Origin of the sequence: Mitsuaria sp. PDC51 (assembly GCF_900113225.1) — a bacterium.
Classification (GTDB): Bacteria; Pseudomonadota; Gammaproteobacteria; order Burkholderiales; family Burkholderiaceae_C; genus Roseateles.
This window is the reverse complement of the sequence record NZ_FOZE01000002.1, coordinates 1,363,896-1,378,779: the sequence shown is the minus strand read 5'-3', so window position 1 is coordinate 1,378,779 and position 14,884 is coordinate 1,363,896. Positions and strand designations below refer to the sequence as shown.

General features: G+C 70.5%; 16 protein-coding genes. 12 read left to right on the top strand and 4 right to left on the bottom strand.

Annotation, left to right across the window (positions count from 1 at the left end; translation table 11 throughout):
- The first annotated feature begins 21 nt into the window (after positions 1–21).
- From nadC to BM393_RS17450, 7 genes are all read left to right on the top strand, one after another.
- Complete coding sequence (gene nadC / locus BM393_RS17480; RefSeq protein ID WP_091729214.1) at positions 22–882, top strand: carboxylating nicotinate-nucleotide diphosphorylase; 861 nt, start codon at positions 22–24, stop codon at positions 880–882.
- Positions 883–1,025: 143 nt separating this feature from the next.
- On the top strand, positions 1,026–1,817 hold the full coding sequence (locus tag BM393_RS17475; protein WP_091729210.1) for a GntR family transcriptional regulator: 792 nt from the start codon (positions 1,026–1,028) through the stop codon (positions 1,815–1,817).
- A complete protein-coding gene (locus BM393_RS17470) occupies positions 1,814–2,623 on the top strand; it encodes a transporter substrate-binding domain-containing protein (protein WP_091729206.1) in 810 nt (269 codons plus the stop codon). The genes BM393_RS17475 and BM393_RS17470 overlap by 4 nt, the downstream gene beginning before the upstream one ends.
- A gap of 72 nt (positions 2,624–2,695) precedes the next feature.
- On the top strand, positions 2,696–3,421 hold the full coding sequence (locus tag BM393_RS17465) for an amino acid ABC transporter permease (protein WP_091729201.1): 726 nt from the start codon (positions 2,696–2,698) through the stop codon (positions 3,419–3,421).
- A complete protein-coding gene (locus tag BM393_RS17460) occupies positions 3,418–4,071 on the top strand; it encodes an amino acid ABC transporter permease (RefSeq protein WP_091729197.1) in 654 nt (217 codons plus the stop codon). Before BM393_RS17465 ends, BM393_RS17460 begins: the two co-directional genes overlap by 4 nt.
- The gene (locus tag BM393_RS17455) at positions 4,055–4,873 is read left to right on the top strand and encodes an amino acid ABC transporter ATP-binding protein (protein WP_091729194.1); all 819 of its coding nucleotides are present in this window, start codon (positions 4,055–4,057) and stop codon (positions 4,871–4,873) included. Before BM393_RS17460 ends, BM393_RS17455 begins: the two co-directional genes overlap by 17 nt.
- A gap of 95 nt (positions 4,874–4,968) precedes the next feature.
- Positions 4,969–5,439: a DUF4440 domain-containing protein gene (locus tag BM393_RS17450; protein WP_091729191.1), complete on the top strand. Its 471-nt coding sequence runs from the start codon at positions 4,969–4,971 to the stop codon at positions 5,437–5,439.
- A gap of 17 nt (positions 5,440–5,456) precedes the next feature.
- Here BM393_RS17450 and BM393_RS17445 read toward each other — a convergent pair whose 3' ends face one another.
- The 4 genes from BM393_RS17445 to BM393_RS17430 all read right to left on the bottom strand — a co-directional run bounded on the left by BM393_RS17445 (position 5,457) and on the right by BM393_RS17430 (position 9,631).
- On the bottom strand, positions 5,457–6,191 hold the full coding sequence (locus BM393_RS17445; RefSeq protein WP_091729188.1) for a proteasome-type protease: 735 nt from the start codon (positions 6,189–6,191) through the stop codon (positions 5,457–5,459).
- Between the two features lie 51 nt (positions 6,192–6,242).
- Positions 6,243–7,097, bottom strand: coding sequence for a transglutaminase family protein (locus BM393_RS17440; RefSeq protein ID WP_091729183.1), 855 nt, complete (start codon positions 7,095–7,097; stop codon positions 6,243–6,245).
- A gap of 55 nt (positions 7,098–7,152) precedes the next feature.
- Positions 7,153–8,121 carry an alpha-E domain-containing protein gene (locus tag BM393_RS17435; protein ID WP_091729180.1) on the bottom strand — a complete coding sequence of 323 codons (969 nt, stop codon included), beginning with the start codon at positions 8,119–8,121 and terminating at the stop codon, positions 7,153–7,155.
- A 79-nt stretch (positions 8,122–8,200) separates the two neighbouring features.
- The gene (locus BM393_RS17430) at positions 8,201–9,631 is read right to left on the bottom strand and encodes a circularly permuted type 2 ATP-grasp protein (protein ID WP_091731745.1); all 1,431 of its coding nucleotides are present in this window, start codon (positions 9,629–9,631) and stop codon (positions 8,201–8,203) included.
- 234 nt (positions 9,632–9,865) lie between these two features.
- Between BM393_RS17430 and BM393_RS17425 the strand changes: the two genes are divergently transcribed.
- The 5 genes from BM393_RS17425 (at position 9,866) to BM393_RS17405 (ending at position 14,873) form a co-directional block, all read left to right on the top strand.
- The gene (locus tag BM393_RS17425; RefSeq protein ID WP_175538388.1) at positions 9,866–12,001 is read left to right on the top strand and encodes a diguanylate cyclase domain-containing protein; all 2,136 of its coding nucleotides are present in this window, start codon (positions 9,866–9,868) and stop codon (positions 11,999–12,001) included.
- Between the two features lie 56 nt (positions 12,002–12,057).
- The gene (locus tag BM393_RS17420) at positions 12,058–12,435 is read left to right on the top strand and encodes a winged helix-turn-helix domain-containing protein (protein ID WP_404932654.1); all 378 of its coding nucleotides are present in this window, start codon (positions 12,058–12,060) and stop codon (positions 12,433–12,435) included.
- Between the two features lie 285 nt (positions 12,436–12,720).
- A complete protein-coding gene (modA, locus tag BM393_RS17415) occupies positions 12,721–13,488 on the top strand; it encodes a molybdate ABC transporter substrate-binding protein (protein ID WP_091729170.1) in 768 nt (255 codons plus the stop codon).
- A 21-nt stretch (positions 13,489–13,509) separates the two neighbouring features.
- Positions 13,510–14,178, top strand: coding sequence for a molybdate ABC transporter permease subunit (gene modB, locus BM393_RS17410; RefSeq protein ID WP_091729165.1), 669 nt, complete (start codon positions 13,510–13,512; stop codon positions 14,176–14,178).
- A complete protein-coding gene (locus tag BM393_RS17405) occupies positions 14,175–14,873 on the top strand; it encodes a sulfate/molybdate ABC transporter ATP-binding protein (RefSeq protein ID WP_091729162.1) in 699 nt (232 codons plus the stop codon). The genes modB and BM393_RS17405 overlap by 4 nt, the downstream gene beginning before the upstream one ends.
- Positions 14,874–14,884: the final 11 nt, after the last annotated feature.

Genomic DNA, 14,884 nt, shown 5'->3' with positions numbered 1-14,884 from the left:
GAGGCAGCCGGGACCGCGACGATGTTCGACCACAACGAGACCCTGGACGAGGCCCGCGCGCGCAACATCCGCGACGCGCTGTTCGAGGACATCGGCATTAGCGACTGGACCGCGCGGCTGGTGCCGGCGGGCCGGCGCGTGCAGGCCCATGTGCGGGTGCGCGAGGCGGCGGTGCTGTGCGGCCGCGACTGGTTCGAGGGCGTGTTCCTGGCGCTGGACGGCTCGTCGCGGATCGAGTGGCTGTACGACGAGGGTGCCGACATGGCGCCCGACACCCTCGTCTGCCGCATCGAGGCCGAGGGCCGCTCGCTGCTCTCGGCCGAGCGGCCGGCGCTGAACTTCCTGCAGCTGCTGTCGGGCACCGCGACGGCGACGCGCGCCCATGCCCGCGCCATCGAGGGCGCCAGTCCGAACCCGCGCGGCTGCGCGGTGCTGGACACGCGCAAGACCCTGCCCGGGCTGCGCCTGGCGCAGAAGTACGCGGTGCGCGTGGGCGGCGGCGCGAACCAGCGCCTGGCGCTGTACGACGGCATCCTGATCAAGGAAAACCACATCGCCGCGGCCGGCGGCGTGACGCAGGCGCTGCGGCAGGCGCAGGCGCTGAACGCCGGCGTGTCCATCCAGGTCGAGGTCGAGACCCTGGAGCAGCTGCGCGAGGCGCTGGCCGCCGGCGCGGTCAGCGTGCTGCTGGACAACTTCAGCGAGCCGATGATGCGCGAGGCGGTGGCCATCGCCGGCGGCCGGGCGCTGCTGGAGGTGTCGGGCGGCGTGGCCATCGACCAGCTGCGCTGGATCGCGGCCACCGGCGTCGACCGCATCTCGGTCGGGCGCCTCACCAAGGACGCCAAGGCGGTGGACTACTCGATGCGGGTCGAGGGCTGAGGCCAGGCACCGGGACGGTGCCTCGCACACCAAGCTTGTGCGCAACGGCGGCACGCGTGTGTCGTCCTGGCTTGCATACAAGACAGATGCGCCAGTGAGGCACGCGTGGCGGCCGCTGGCACGGAAGCTGCAATGCCCTGGGCATGGGCATCACCGCCACCGACATCAGCCAACGGATCATCGACGCCGTGCTCGCGCAGAAGCTGGCGCCGGGCACGCGGCTCGGCGAGCAGCCGCTGGCGCTGCTCTTCGACTGCAGCCGCACCATCGTCCGCGAGGCGCTGACGCGCCTGGCCGCGCGGGGCATCGTCACGGTCAGCGCGCGGCGCGGCTGGTACCTGATCGCGCCCTCGCGCGAGGAGGCCCGTGAAGCCTTCGAGGCGCGCCGCGTCATCGAGCTCGGCCTGCTGCGCGGCCGCCGCGCCCTGGACAAGCCGGCGCTGACGCGGCTGAAGAAACACCTGGCGCAGGAGAAGGCCGCGCTGCGCGGCGACGACGTCGGCGCGCGCAGCTTCCTGCTCGGCGACTTCCATGTCTGCCTGGCCGAGTGCCTGGGCAACAGCCTGCTCGCCGACACGCTGCGCGACTACACCGCGCGCACCACGCTGATCGCGATGCTCTACCAGTCGTCGCACGAGGCGGCGCAGTCCTGCCAGGAGCATGTCGCGATCGTCGCGGCGCTCGAGCGCGGCGACGCCGCGGGCGCCGAAGCGCTGATGGCCGCCCACCTGGCCAGCGTGCAGTCGGGCCTTCAACTCGACACGCAGACCGACGACCCGCTGCACCAGCTGCGGCAGGCGCTGACGCCGCTCGCGTCGCCGGCCGCCACCGCCGCATCCGTCGCTCCCTCGACCTCCCGCCGCCCGCGCGCCGCGCGCCGCGACGGGTCCGACCCCGCCGATCCCGCCCCCGCCTACCTAGGAGCCTTGTTATGAGCCACGCCGTCCGTTCCTCCGTCCGCGCGCTGCCGCGCCGCCTGCTGCTGGCCGCGGGCCTGGGCCTGCTCGCGCTGGGCGCCCAGGCGCAGACCGCGCTGGACACGATCACCAAGGCCAAGACCATCAAGATCGCCATCCCGACCGACTACCCGCCCTACGGCTTCGTCGGTCCCGACATGAAGCCGCAGGGCCTGGACGTCGCGATGGCCGAGCTGATCGCCGCCAGGCTCGGCGTGAAGGTCGAGCTGGTGCCGGTGACCAGCGCCAACCGCATTCCCTACCTGCAGACGAAGAAGGCCGACCTGGTCATCTCCACGCTCGGCAAGAACCCGGAGCGCGAGAAGGTGATCGCCTTCAGCTCGGCCTACGCACCCTTCTATCAGGCGGTCTTCGCGCCCAAAAGCCTGGCGATCAAGAGCTTCGCCGACCTCGCCGGCAAGAGCGTCGCGGTCACGCGCGGCGCGATGGAGGACCAGGAGCTGGCCAAGGTCGCGCCGTCGACGCTGGAGTTCAAGCGCTTCGAGGACAACAACGCGACCATCGCCGCATTCGCCGCCGGCCAGACGCAGGTGCTGGCCACCAGCGCCGCGGTCGCCGGCAACCTGATGCAGCGCCAGCCCGGCCTGAATGTCGAATACAAGCTGCTGCTCAAGGACAGCCCCTGCTTCATCGGCGTCGCCAAGGGCGAGGACGCGCTGCTGGCCAAGGTCAACGCGATCATCGCGGCGGCCAAGCAGGCGGGCGAGCTCGAGGCGCTGTCCAAGAAGTGGCTGGGCCGCGGCGCCGGCGAGCTGCCGCTCTGAGCGGACGCGGATCGCCACCGTGCCTGACGTGAGACCGACCGCGCCGTTCGCTGGTCCCTCCTGGAGCCGCCCATGATCGAGTTCGACTTCGGCGCCGTCCTTGCCGAATGGCCGCTGCTGCTGCGCGGCCTGGCGTGGACCGTGGGCCTGACCGTGATCGCGGTGCCGCTGGGCCTGGCGATCGCGACGCTGGGCGCCTGGACGCGCGCCTGCGGCCCGGCCTGGGCGCGGCGCCTGGTCGGCGTCTACGTCGAGCTGCTGCGCAACACGCCGTTCATCGTGCAGCTGTTCTTCGTGTTCTTCGGCCTGCCGTCGCTGGGCGTGAAGCTGTCGCCGACCAGCGCCTCGCTGATCGCGATGACGCTGAACCTGGGCGCCTACGGCACCGAGATCCTGCGCGCCGGCATCCAGGCCGCGCCCAAGGGCCAGTGGGAAGCGGCGCAGAGCCTGGCGCTCGGGCCGACGCAGGTCTTCACGCGCGTGATCCTGCCGCCGGCGTTCAAGCGGGTGTGGCCGGCGATGACGAGCCAGATCGTGATCGTGATGCTGGGCTCGGCGGTGTGCGGGCAGATCTCCACCGAGGAGCTCAGCTACGCCGCCAACCTGATCCAGAGCCGCAACTTCCGCGCGTTCGAGGCCTTCATCGTCGCGACGCTGATCTACCTGGCGCTGTCCGTGCTGGTGCGGCGCCTGCTGCTGTGGGCCGGGCCGCGGTGGTTCTTCGGCGGCGCACCGGCGCCGACACGGCCGGCGCTGTGGCGACGCCTGGCCGGCACCGGCACGGGGAGCCGTCCATGATCGAGTTCACCCTCTGGGACATCCTGCGCAACCTGGCGCTCGCGCTGCGCTGGACGGTGGCGCTGTCGCTGATCGCCTTCATCGGCGGTGGCCTGGTCGGCGGCACCCTGCTGTGCCTGCGCATCGGCCTGGGCCGCAAGACGCAGCGCCTGATCGGCGCGTACGTCGCGCTGTTCCAGGGCACGCCGCTGCTGATGCAGCTGTTCCTCGCCTACTTCGGGCTGGCGCTGCTGGGCATCGAGGTGTCGGCGTGGACGGCGGCGTCGCTGGCGCTGACGCTCTACACGAGCGCCTACCTGGTCGAGATCTGGCGGGGCTGCGTCGAGGCCGTGCCGCGCGGCCAGTGGGAGGCCGCGCGCAGCCTGGCCATGAGCTTCGGCGAGCAGCTGCGGCACGTGATCCTGCCGCAGGCCGCGCGCCTGGCGATCGCGCCGACGGTCGGGTTCCTGGTGCAGGTGATCAAGGGGACCGCGCTGGCCTCGGTGATCGGATTCGTGGAGCTGACCAAGGCGGGCGGGATGATCGCCAACGCGAGCTTCAAGCCCTTCCTGGTCTTCGGCTGCGTGGCGCTGTTCTATTTCGCGCTGTGCTTCCCCGTGAGCCTGGCTGCCCAACATCTGGAGAGGAAGCAACATGGCCGTGCTGCCTGAGACCGTGAGCGCCGATACCGCCAACGCCGCCGACGTCGCGACCGCCGCTTCCACGCCCGTGCCGGGCGTGCCCATCGTGCGCATCACCGCGCTTCGCAAGTCCTACGGGACCAACGAGGTGCTCAAGGGCATCGACCTGGACGTGATGCGCGGCGAGGTGATCGCGCTGATCGGCAAGAGCGGCTCGGGCAAGAGCACGCTGCTGCGTTGCATCAACGGCCTGGAGCAGTTCCAGGACGGCTCCCTGCGCGTGGCCGACAAGCCGCTGCTGCACGACAGCGCGATGGCGATGCGCGCGCTGCGGCAGCAGGTGGGCATGATCTTCCAGGGCTTCAACCTGTTCCCGCACCTGAGCGTGGGGCGCAACGTGATGCTGGCGCCGACGCTGGTGAAGAAGCGCTCCGACCAGGACGCCGCCGAGCAGGCGCGGGTGCTGCTGGCGCGCGTGGGATTGGCGGAGAAGTTCGACGCGATGCCGGACCAGCTGTCCGGCGGTCAGCAGCAGCGCGTGGCGATCGCGCGGGCGCTGGCGATGGAGCCGCAGGTGCTGCTGTGCGATGAGATCACCTCGGCGCTGGACCCCGAGCTGGTGGGCGAAGTGCTGCGCGTGGTGGAGTCGCTGGCCGAGGAGGGCATGACCCTGTTGATGGTCACGCACGAGATGAGCTTCGCGCGCAAGGTGGCGGACCGGGTGATCTTCATGCACCAGGGCCGCGTGCACGAGATCGGACCGCCCGCCGAGATCTTCGGCGCGCCGAGGACGCCGGAGCTGAGGCAGTTCCTGAAGTCGCTGGATGAGTGAGTCGCTCGGGAGGGGGCCATCGAAAGGGGCGTGTCCATCGGCATGAGGGCGCGCGCGGCCTAGACTCCTCGGCCTACGTCACCAGGAGCCTCGCCATGCCCGACCGCCGCTCGATCCTTCGATCCCCCTTGGCATTGACCGCCGGCATGCTGGCGGTTTCGTTCATGGCGCCGTTGCAGGCGCAGGCGGTGGCGCCGAGTGGCGCGTCCGCGGTGCGCGAGGCCGAGATCGCCTTCGCCGCGACCATGGCCAAACGCGACTTCAAGGCATTCGCCGAATTCGTCGCGGAGGACGCGATCTTCATCAACGGCAGCAAGCCGCTGCGCGGCCGGGCAGCCGTGCTCGCGGAATGGAAGCGCTTCTTCGATGGCGCCGAGGCGCCGTTCTCATGGGCGCCCGATCTCGTCGAGGCGCTGCCGGACGGCACGCTCGCCTATTCGACCGGACCGGTGCATGCGAAGGGCAAGCTGGTCGCGCGCTTCGCATCGACCTGGCGACTCGATCCCGATGGCCGCTGGCGCGTCGTCTTCGACAACGGCAGCGACGTCTGCGACTGCAAGCGCTGAGCGTCAGCCGGGCTCGCTCACGCGAACCAGTCCTCGTCCGGCAACTGCTCGAAGACGCGCTTGAGGCCGCCGCCCCAGCCCTGGCTCACCTTCATGAAGTAGGGGTCCTCCCGCGTGATGCGGTGGGGCTGCGCGGGCGCGAAGCTGTCGGTCTTGTAGAGCAGCATGTCGATCGGCAGGCCCACCGACAAATTGCTGCGGATCGTCGAGTCGAACGAGATCAGCGCGCACTTGGTGGCCTCGGCCAGCGAGCTGTCGAAATCGATCACGCGGTCGATGATGGGCTTGCCGTACTTGGATTCGCCGATCTGCAGGTAGGGCGTGTCTTCCGTGGCCTCGATGAAGTTGCCCTGCGGATAGACATGGAAAATCCGCGGCGCCTCGCCCCGGATCTGGCCGCCAACGATGAAGTTGGCGCCGAAGTCCACGCCCTGGTTGAGCTGGCCGGGACCATCGCTGTCGCGCGCGACCACTTCCTTGAGGGTCTTGCCCACCAGCTCCGCGACGTCGTACATCGAGGTCAGGTTCATCAGGTGCGCGCCCTGGCCGACCGCGCGCTGGCGCAGCAGGCTCACCACGCTCTGCGTCGTCGCCAGGTTGCCGGCGTTGAGCAGCGTGATCAGGCGTTCGCCAGGCTGCTCGAACACATTCATCTTGCGGAAGGTGGCGATGTGATCCACGCCCGCGTTGGTGCGGGAATCCGACGCGAACAGCAGGCCGGCACGCAGCCGCATGGCAACACAGTAAGTCATGGGACGCGAGCGTAGCCGATCAATCCGCGCTTGTGGGCGAGGCGCCCTTCGTCATTGCTGATCGGCCGTGCCGGGCTTCACGAGCACTTCGGCCCGCATGGTTTCGAGCCCGCCGCCTGTTCGTACGCCGCGCACGGGACAGGCGTCCAGATAGTCCGCGCCGATCGCCAGCTTCACGTAGCGACCATCGGCCAGGCACTGGTTGCTGATGTCGTAACCCAGCCAGCCGCCCGCCATGCCGTGTGATGCGTCACGACCGTCCGCCGCCGTCGTCGCGGCCTCGGGCAGGCGCACCTCGGCCCAGGCATGGCTGGCCACGTGCTCGAAGTCGGTGGCCAGGTAACCCGACACATATCGCGCCGGCAGCCCCAGCAGCCGCGCGCAGCAGACGAAGACCTGCGCATGGTCCTGGCAGACGCCGTGGCCGGTGGCGAAGGCCTGCGCCGCCGGCGTGGCCGCGTCGGTGTAGCCCCGCACGTAGGGCATGCGCTCGCCCAGCGCCGCCATCAGCGCCAGCAGCGCGCCGTGGGCATCGGCGGTCGCGGCATCGGCGAAGCTCGCGGCGAACTGCCGCAGCGGCTCGTCCGCGCGCGTCAGCGGGCTGTCGCGCAGGAACAGCGGTGCGGGCAGTTCATCCTCGGGATCGGGCGTGGGGGGCGCATCGCTGGTGTCGACCTCGCCGACCGCGCGCAGGACGATGTCGCGCCGCGGACCGTCCAGGCTCAACACATGCATGGTGTTGCCGAACGCGTCCTTGCAGGCGCTTGCCGGTGCCGGCAGTTCCAGATGCCAGTGCAGCACGCGCAGGCCACGGCCCGCGCGCGGCGTGAGGCGCAGGTACTGCGTGCTGCGCGCCACCGGCGCGTCGTAGTCGTAGACCGTCTCGTGCGAGATGTGCAGGTGCATGGCCTTGTCTCCGGGTGGCGTCCGCCGCGTCGGAACGACGCGGTCGGCGCCGAGGTCATTGCGCTTCGAAGTAGGCCTGCTGGATGTCCAGGCTCAGGCGCGCCGAGTCTTCCAGGAAGCCCGTCAGCCACGGATGGAGACCTTGCTCGAGGATCTCGTCCACCGCACCGTACTCCAGGCGCAGCGCGAGCCGGCCGGCGCTCTGCTTGGCGGTGCGGCCGGCGTCCTCGGCGCCGCCGCGCGCCTCGATCTGCGGCAGGATGGACCGGATCTCGTCGCAGCAGGCGCGCAGCGAGCGCGGCACGTCCGGGCGCAGGATCAGCAGCTCCGTCACGCGGCGGCCGTTGAGGCTGTCGCGGTAGGCGGCGTGGTACGCCTCGAAGGCCGAGAGCGAGCGCAGCAGCGCGTTCCAGGCGTAGAAGTCGGGCGCGCTCTCGCTGGGCGCGTCGACCGGCGCCAGCGTGTCCACCGCCGGCGCGATCAGCTGGGACTTCACGTCCAGCAAGCGCGCGGTGTTGTCGGCGCGCTCGACGAAGGTGCCGAGCCGGATGAAGCAGTAGGCGTCGTTGCGCTGCAGCGTGCCGTAGGTGGCGCCGCGGAAGAGGTGCGAGCGTTCCTTCACCCAGTCGAAGAAGGACGATGGCTCGGCGAAGCCCTTGCGCGCGAGTCCTCGGGCTTCCAGCCAGCTGGTGTTGATGGCCTCCCACATCTCGGCGGTGATCTGGCCGCGCACCGCGTGCGCGTTCTCCCGCGCCTGGCGGATGCAGGACAGCACCGACGCCGGGTTGTCCAGGTCCAGCCCCATGAAGCGGAACAGCTGCTCGGCGCTCAGGCCGGGATGACGCGCCTGGTAGGCCTCCAGCGTGCCGGTCACCGCGAGCGGCGCGGCCAGCTCCGTCGCGGCGCCCCGCGACTGCGGCAGCAGCGACAGCGAATGCGTCACGTCGAGCATCCGCACGAGGTTCTCGGCGCGCTCCAGGTAGCGGCTCATCCAGTAGAGCTGGGCGGCGGTGCGGCTCAGCATGTCGAGCCTCCCGCCGGGCCGCGCTCCAGGGATGCTGGCGCCGCGTCGACGGCCAGCGAAGGAAGTGGGCGTGCGCGCATCATGTTCTCTCCAGGATCCAGGTGTCTTTCGTCCCGCCGCCCTGCGACGAATTGACGACCAGCGAGCCGGCCTTCAGCGCCACGCGCGTCAGGCCGCCGGCCACCATGTTGACCTCGCGGCCCGAGAGCACGAAGGGCCGCAGGTCGATGTGGCGGGGCGCGATGCCGCGCTCGACGAAGGTCGGGCAGCTCGACAGGCACAGCGTCGGCTGCGCGATGTAGTTGGCCGGGTTGGCCTTGACCCGCTCCTTGAAGTCGGCGACCTCGGCCGCCGTCGACGCCGGCCCGACCAGCATCCCGTAGCCGCCGGCGCCGTGGACCTCCTTCACCACCAGGTCCGCCATGTGGTTCAGCACATGATCGAGGTCCTCGGGCTTGCGGCATTGCCAGGTGGGCACGTTGTGCAGGATGGGCTCCTCGCCGAGGTAGAACCGGATCATGTCCGGCACGTAGGGATAGATGGACTTGTCGTCCGCGACGCCGGTGCCGATCGCGTTGGCCAGCACCACGTGCCCCTGCTTGTAGACCGACAGCAGCCCCGGCACGCCCAGCATCGAATCGGCGCGGAAGGCCAGTGGGTCGAGGAAGGCGTCGTCGATGCGGCGATAGATCACGTCCACGCGCTTGGGGCCGACGGTGGTGCGCATGAACACGAAGCCGTCCTTGACGAACAGGTCCTGGCCCTCGACCAGCTCGACGCCCATCTGCTGCGCGAGGAAGGCATGCTCGAAGTAGGCCGAGTTGAACGGCCCCGGCGTCAGCACGACGACCGTCGGGTTGTCCGCCGGGCTGGCCTGGCGCAGCGTGTTGAGCAGCAGCGCTGGATAGTGCGCGACCGGCGCGATCGCGTACTTGGCGAACAGCTCGGGGAAGAGCCGCATCATCATCTTGCGGTTCTCCAGCATGTAGCTGACGCCGGAGGGGACGCGCAGGTTGTCCTCGAGCACGTAATAACCGCCGTCGGCGTGCCGGATCAGGTCGACGCCGGTGATGTGGGCGTAGACGCCCAGCGGCAGGTCCAGCCCCTGCATCGCCGGCTGATACTGCGCATTCGCGAAGACCTGCTCGGCCGGGATCAGGCCGGCCTTCACGATCTCATGCTCGTGATAGATGTCCCACAGGAAGCGGTTGAGCGCGGTGACGCGCTGGCGCAGGCCGCGTTCGAGCATCCGCCACTCGTCAGCCGGGACGATCCGGGGGACGGTGTCGAAGGGGATGAGGCGCTCCGCGCCGGCCTCGTCGCCGTAGACGGCGAAGGTGATGCCCACCTTGTGGAACAGCAGGTCGGCCTCGGCCCGCTTCTTCGCGAGCGCCTCCGGCGTCTGTGCGTGCAGCCAGTCCGCGAAGGCCTGGTAGCTGGGCCGGATCGCGCCGCTTTGCAGCAGCATCTCGTCGTAATGGCCGGCGGCCGGCAAAGTCAGCGCATGCATGGGGTCTCCAGGGACGGACCGCCTCCGGGCGGCGGCCCGGCGGGGCAGGTTGCAAGGCCCGTGCCCAGCCCGACGCCCTGGTGGGGCCGGCACGGGCCCGAGCTTGACCGGTTTTGGTGCGCCTGCAAAGCCTGCCCCGTGACGGTGCCTCGGCAGGTTCCGTCATCGCCCACCGCTGGTGCAGTGGCACTATCCCGCGTTGCGGCCGGTCGCCGCTCTCGATACAACTCCGTGATGCACGATCACTCCCAGGCGCTCCCGCCGCCTCCCACGCCCGGACGACCGGGCGGCTCCACCGCCGCCGGCGGTCACGATGGTTTCATTCCACCGCGCGGCTCGCGGGCTTCGCTCGGTCGCTGGCTCACCGCGATGGTGCTGGCCGCGGTGGCGACGGCGCTGTTGATCACCGCGCTGCTGATCGAGAACTTCGCCCGCGCCCACGCCGAGCGGCGCGCGGTGGAGTCGCTGCGGCAGGTGGCCGTCGACTTCCGCGACGCGCTCGATCGCGGCATGGCGCAGCAGTTCAAGGAAGTGCGGGTGCTGGCGCAGCTGGAGCCCTTCCGCCGCTTCGACGATCCCGAGGCGATGCGCCGCGCGCTGGATCAGGTGCAGGTCGGTTTCGACCACTTTGCGTGGCTGGGTGTGACCGACGCGCAAGGCAAGGTGCTCGCCGCCGCCGGCGGCCTGCTGGACGGGGTGGACGTCTCCAAGCGACCGTGGTGGCAGGGCGCGCGGAGCGGTCAGCCCTTCGTCGGCGACGTGCATGCGGCGCTGCTGCTGGAAAAACTCCTGCCGCGCCAGAACGAGCCCTGGCGTTTCGTCGACTTCGCGGTGCCGCTGCTGGATGGGCGCGGGCAGTTGCAGGGCGTGTTCGGCGTCCACCTGAGCTGGGGCTGGGCGCGCCAGATCAAGAGCGAGCTGATCGACGCGACCATGGCCTCCCACCAGGCCGACGCGCTGGTGCTGGGCAAGGACGGGGTGGTGATCCTGGGACCCTCGGACCAGGAGGGCAGGAAGATGCCGATCGGCGCGGAGAGCGGGCAGGGCCTGCGTCACCATGAGGCCGGCGGCGTCGAGTACTTCGCGGTGAGCGTGCCCAGCCAGGGCTACGGCCCGTATCCGGGACTGGGCTGGACGGTGCTCGTGCGCCAGCCGGTGGCCGTGGCGCTGGCCGACTACTACGGCCTGCGGCGTCAGATCGCGCTGAGCGCGATCCTGATGCTGGCGCTGGCGGTGCCGCTGAGCTGGTGGCTGGCCCGGCGCATGAGCCGGCCGCTGCGCGAGCTGGCCGCCGCGATCGCGCAGCGCCGTCATCTCAGCGAGGACCACCTGCCCGCCGTCGGCGGCTACCGCGAGGCGGCGGTGCTGTCGCAGGCGCTGAACGACCTGGCGCACCGCCAGGCCGATCAGGACCGCTCGCTGGCCGAGCTGAACGCCTCGCTGGAGCTGCGGGTGCAGGCGCGCACGCTGGAACTGCACGACGCGCTGCTGCGCCAGGAATCCATCGAGCGCCGGCTGCGCACCATCGCCGACAACCTGCCGGTGCTGATCTCCTACATCGACTCGGAGCACCGGCTCCGGTTCCTCAACGCGACCTTCCGCGCCTGGATGGGCATGGCGCCGGAGGAGGCGCTGGACCGGCCGCTGGCCGACGTCATCGGGCCGGTGCTGCACGAGCAGCGGCTGCCCTTCCTGAAGGCGGCGCTGGCCGGCGCGCGGCAGCGCTTCGAGACGCGCTCCGAAGCCAACGGCGTGGTGCGGGACCTGCTGGCCGAATACGTGCCCGACGTGCAGCCCGATGGCCGCGTGGCCGGCGTCTACACGCTGGCCACCGACATCACCGCGTTCAAGCAGGTCGAGCGGGAGCTGGACCAGCTCAGCCGCGTCGATCCGCTGACGGGGCTGCCGAACCGGCGGCAGTTCGAGTCCCGCCTGTCGGAATCGCTGGCGCGCAACCGCCGCAGCGGCCGGACGCTGGCGCTGATGTTCCTGGACCTGGACCACTTCAAGCAGGTGAACGATTCGCTGGGGCATGCGGCCGGCGACGCGGTGCTGCGGGCCTTCGCCGACCGGGTGCGCGGCGCGATCCGCGAGACCGACCAGCTCTGCCGCCTGGCCGGCGACGAGTTCGTGCTGATCCTCGAGAACCTGAACGCGCCGGACGAAGCCACCGGTGTCGCGCGCAAGGTGCTGGACGCGGTGAAGGCGCCGCTGACGCTGCAGGGGCAGCAGCTGCAGCTGTCCACCAGCATCGGCATCGCCTGCCACGACGGCGGCCAGGAAGGCGAAGTGGCGCTGCTCGGCCGCGCGGACGATGCGCTCTATGCGGCGAAGGCCGCCGGCCGCGGCTGCTGGCGGCTGGCCGATTGAGCGCCTCGGCATCAGGTTTAATGCGCGGCATGGTGGCCCGCTCGACTCCTCCTCTCGTGAAGCCCAAACCGGCGCCCAAGCTCGCGCCCAAGCCAAGCCTCAAACTCCGCATGCGCGTGACCGTCGGAGACATCATCGCCATCGGGCCCGGAAAAATCGCCTTGCTCCAGGCGCTCGACGAAACCGGCTCCATCACGGCAGCCGCCAAGTCGCTGGACATGTCCTATCGACGCGCCTGGCTGCTGATCGATGAACTCAACCGCGCACTGAAGACGCCCGCCGTCGCCACCGCAGCCGGCGGCGCCAAAGGCGGTGGCAGCGCGCTGACCGACTCGGGACGGGCGCTGATCACGCTCTATCGACAGATCGAGGACACCGCACTTCAAGCTGCCAAGCCGGAAATCCGGCAGTTGATGAAGCTGCTGGCGACTTGAGCCATGGCTCCGACGCGGCGCGGGGAGGCTGGGCGCAGACCGAGCAGACGCTGGCAGCGCCGGTGCCCCTCCTCGCTCAAGCGCCTCCGCACGCTCGGCAATCGCTCGGAGGGGCACCGGCGCCGCCAGCGTCGACACACCGAGCCATTCAACGAAGCGCAGTGCGGTGGGGGAGCCCTTCAACGAGGCGCAGTGCGGGGGAGGGAGTCGGTCGGCGAAGGGGGCGCAATATCCTGGGATATATTGCGGGGCTCGTTTTGTCGACGGCTCCTACGAGGAATCGCCATGCGCTCGACTTCCCTTTCGATCACCCGACGCGTCGCCGCGCTGGCCCTCGCGCTGATGGCCTCGGGCCTGGCGCAGGCGGCCGAGATCACCGTCTCCGCAGCCGCCAGCCTGACCAACGCGTTCAGGGAACTGGCACCAGCCTTCGAGGCCGCGCATCCGGGCACGAAGCTCCAGTTCAACTTCGCCGCATCGGACGCACTCCTCGCCCAGATCGCCAAGGGCGCGCCAGTCGACGTCTTCGCCTCCGCCGACCAGGAGACGATGGACAAGGCCCAGCAACAGAAGCTGCTGGTCGAAGGCACGCGGCGCAACTTCGTCAGCAACGCACTCGTGGTGATCACGCCTGCGGAAGGCGGCGTGGCGCTGAAGACCCTTTCCGACCTGCAGCAGTCCGCCGTGAAGCGCGTCGCGGTCGGGCGGCCCGAGGGCGTGCCCGCCGGCCGCTACGCCAAGGCCGCCCTGGAGCAGGCCGGGCTGTGGTCGGCCATCGAGCCCAAGGCGGTCTTCGCGCAGAACGTGCGGCAGGCGCTGGACTACGTGTCGCGCGGCGAGACCGAGGCCGGCTTCGTCTACATGACCGACGCGCTGGTGTTCAAGGACAAGGTGCGCGTCCTGTTCGGCGTGCCGACCCCAGCGCCGATTTCCTACCCGATCGCCGTGACCTCCGGCGGCGCGAATGCCGAGGGCGGCAAGCGCTTCCTGGACTTCGTCACCTCGGCGGCCGGCCAGGCGGTGCTCGCCCGGCACGGCTTCCAGAAGCCCTGATCGGCCGGGAGCGCAGCGCACGTGGAACCCGCCTGGATCGCGCTCGCGCTGTCGCTGAAAGTCGCCGGCTGGGCGACCGCGCTGAACCTGCTGCTGGGCGTGGGGACCGGCTTCGCGCTGGCGCGCTTCCGCTTCCCGGGACGAGAACTGCTGGACGCGGTGCTGACGCTGCCGATGGTGCTGCCGCCGACGGTGCTGGGCTACTACCTGCTGGTGATCATCGGCAAGCGCGGCTGGCTGGGCGCCTGGCTGTGGGAGAGCTTCGGCATCAACCTGATCTTCACCTGGCAGGGCGCGGTGATCGCGGCGACGATCGTGGCGTTCCCACTGGTGATGAAGTCGGCCCGCGCGGCCTTCGAGGGCGTGGATCCGCAGCTCGAGCGCGCCGCCCGCGTGCTCGGCCTGGGCGAGTGGGCGCTGTTCTTCCGCGTGACGCTGCCGATGGCCTGGCGCGGCGTGCTGGCCGGCGTGCTGCTGGCCTTCGCCCGCGCGCTGGGCGAGTTCGGCGCGACGCTGATGGTCGCGGGCAGCATCCCGGGCAAGACGCAGACGCTGTCCGTGGCGGTGTATGAGGCGGTGCAGGCCGGGCAGGACGACACCGCCAACCTGCTGGTGCTGATCGTGTCGCTGACCTGCGTCGCGGTGCTGCTGGTGGCGGGCCGGCTGGCGGGTCCAAGGAGTGGCGCATGAGTTTCGAGGTGCGCATCCGCAAGCACGTGGAAGGCGGCGGCCGCCGCTTCGAGCTCGATGTCGCCTTCACCACCGACGCTCGCCGCACGGTGATCCACGGCCCGTCGGGCGCCGGCAAGAGCCTGACGCTGTTGGCGATCGCGGGGCTGCTCAAGCCGGACGAGGGGTCGATCCGCGTCGACGGCCAGCCGGTCTTCGACAGCGCGTCGGGCATCGACGTGCCCGCCCGCGAGCGCCGCCTCGGTTTCCTTTTTCAGGACTACGCGCTGTTTCCGCAGCTGACCGTGCGGCAGAACATCGCGTTCGCGCTCAAGCGGGGCTGGCTGAATCCGTCGCGCCACGAGGGCGGCGAGGCGGTGGACCGCTGGATCCAAGCCTTCGAGCTGGAACGCGTCGCTCAGCAGCGGCCGCACCAGCTGTCCGGCGGCCAGCGGCAGCGCACCGCGCTGGCCCGCGCGCTGGTCAACGAGCCGCGTGCGCTGCTGCTGGACGAGCCGTTCTCGGCGCTCGATCCGGAACTGCGCGGCCGCATGCGCGCGGAGCTGGACACGCTGCTGGCGCGCATCGGCATGCCGATGCTGATGATCACGCACGATCCGGAGGACGTGGCCCGCTTCGGCGACCGGCGCGTGATGCTGCGCGAAGGCGTCGTCCAGGTGCTGGCGACGTCCGGGGACGGGTCGGAGCGCTCCTGACACCGATGGTC

Excerpts from the sequence above, each read along its gene's own strand:
- nadC (WP_091729214.1), top strand. The coding sequence starts at position 22 with ATGTTCGACCACAACGAGACCCTGGACGAGGCCCGCGCGCGCAACATC.
- BM393_RS17475 (WP_091729210.1), top strand. The coding sequence starts at position 1,026 with ATGGGCATCACCGCCACCGACATCAGCCAACGGATCATCGACGCCGTG.
- BM393_RS17470 (WP_091729206.1), top strand. The coding sequence starts at position 1,814 with ATGAGCCACGCCGTCCGTTCCTCCGTCCGCGCGCTGCCGCGCCGCCTG.
- BM393_RS17465 (WP_091729201.1), top strand. The coding sequence starts at position 2,696 with ATGATCGAGTTCGACTTCGGCGCCGTCCTTGCCGAATGGCCGCTGCTG.
- BM393_RS17460 (WP_091729197.1), top strand. The coding sequence starts at position 3,418 with ATGATCGAGTTCACCCTCTGGGACATCCTGCGCAACCTGGCGCTCGCG.
- BM393_RS17455 (WP_091729194.1), top strand. The coding sequence starts at position 4,055 with ATGGCCGTGCTGCCTGAGACCGTGAGCGCCGATACCGCCAACGCCGCC.
- BM393_RS17450 (WP_091729191.1), top strand. The coding sequence starts at position 4,969 with ATGCCCGACCGCCGCTCGATCCTTCGATCCCCCTTGGCATTGACCGCC.
- BM393_RS17445 (WP_091729188.1), bottom strand. The coding sequence starts at position 6,191 with ATGACTTACTGTGTTGCCATGCGGCTGCGTGCCGGCCTGCTGTTCGCG.
- BM393_RS17440 (WP_091729183.1), bottom strand. The coding sequence starts at position 7,097 with ATGCACCTGCACATCTCGCACGAGACGGTCTACGACTACGACGCGCCG.
- BM393_RS17435 (WP_091729180.1), bottom strand. The coding sequence starts at position 8,121 with ATGCTGAGCCGCACCGCCGCCCAGCTCTACTGGATGAGCCGCTACCTG.
- BM393_RS17430 (WP_091731745.1), bottom strand. The coding sequence starts at position 9,631 with ATGCATGCGCTGACTTTGCCGGCCGCCGGCCATTACGACGAGATGCTG.
- BM393_RS17425 (WP_175538388.1), top strand. The coding sequence starts at position 9,866 with ATGCACGATCACTCCCAGGCGCTCCCGCCGCCTCCCACGCCCGGACGA.
- modA (WP_091729170.1), top strand. The coding sequence starts at position 12,721 with ATGCGCTCGACTTCCCTTTCGATCACCCGACGCGTCGCCGCGCTGGCC.
- BM393_RS17405 (WP_091729162.1), top strand. The coding sequence starts at position 14,175 with ATGAGTTTCGAGGTGCGCATCCGCAAGCACGTGGAAGGCGGCGGCCGC.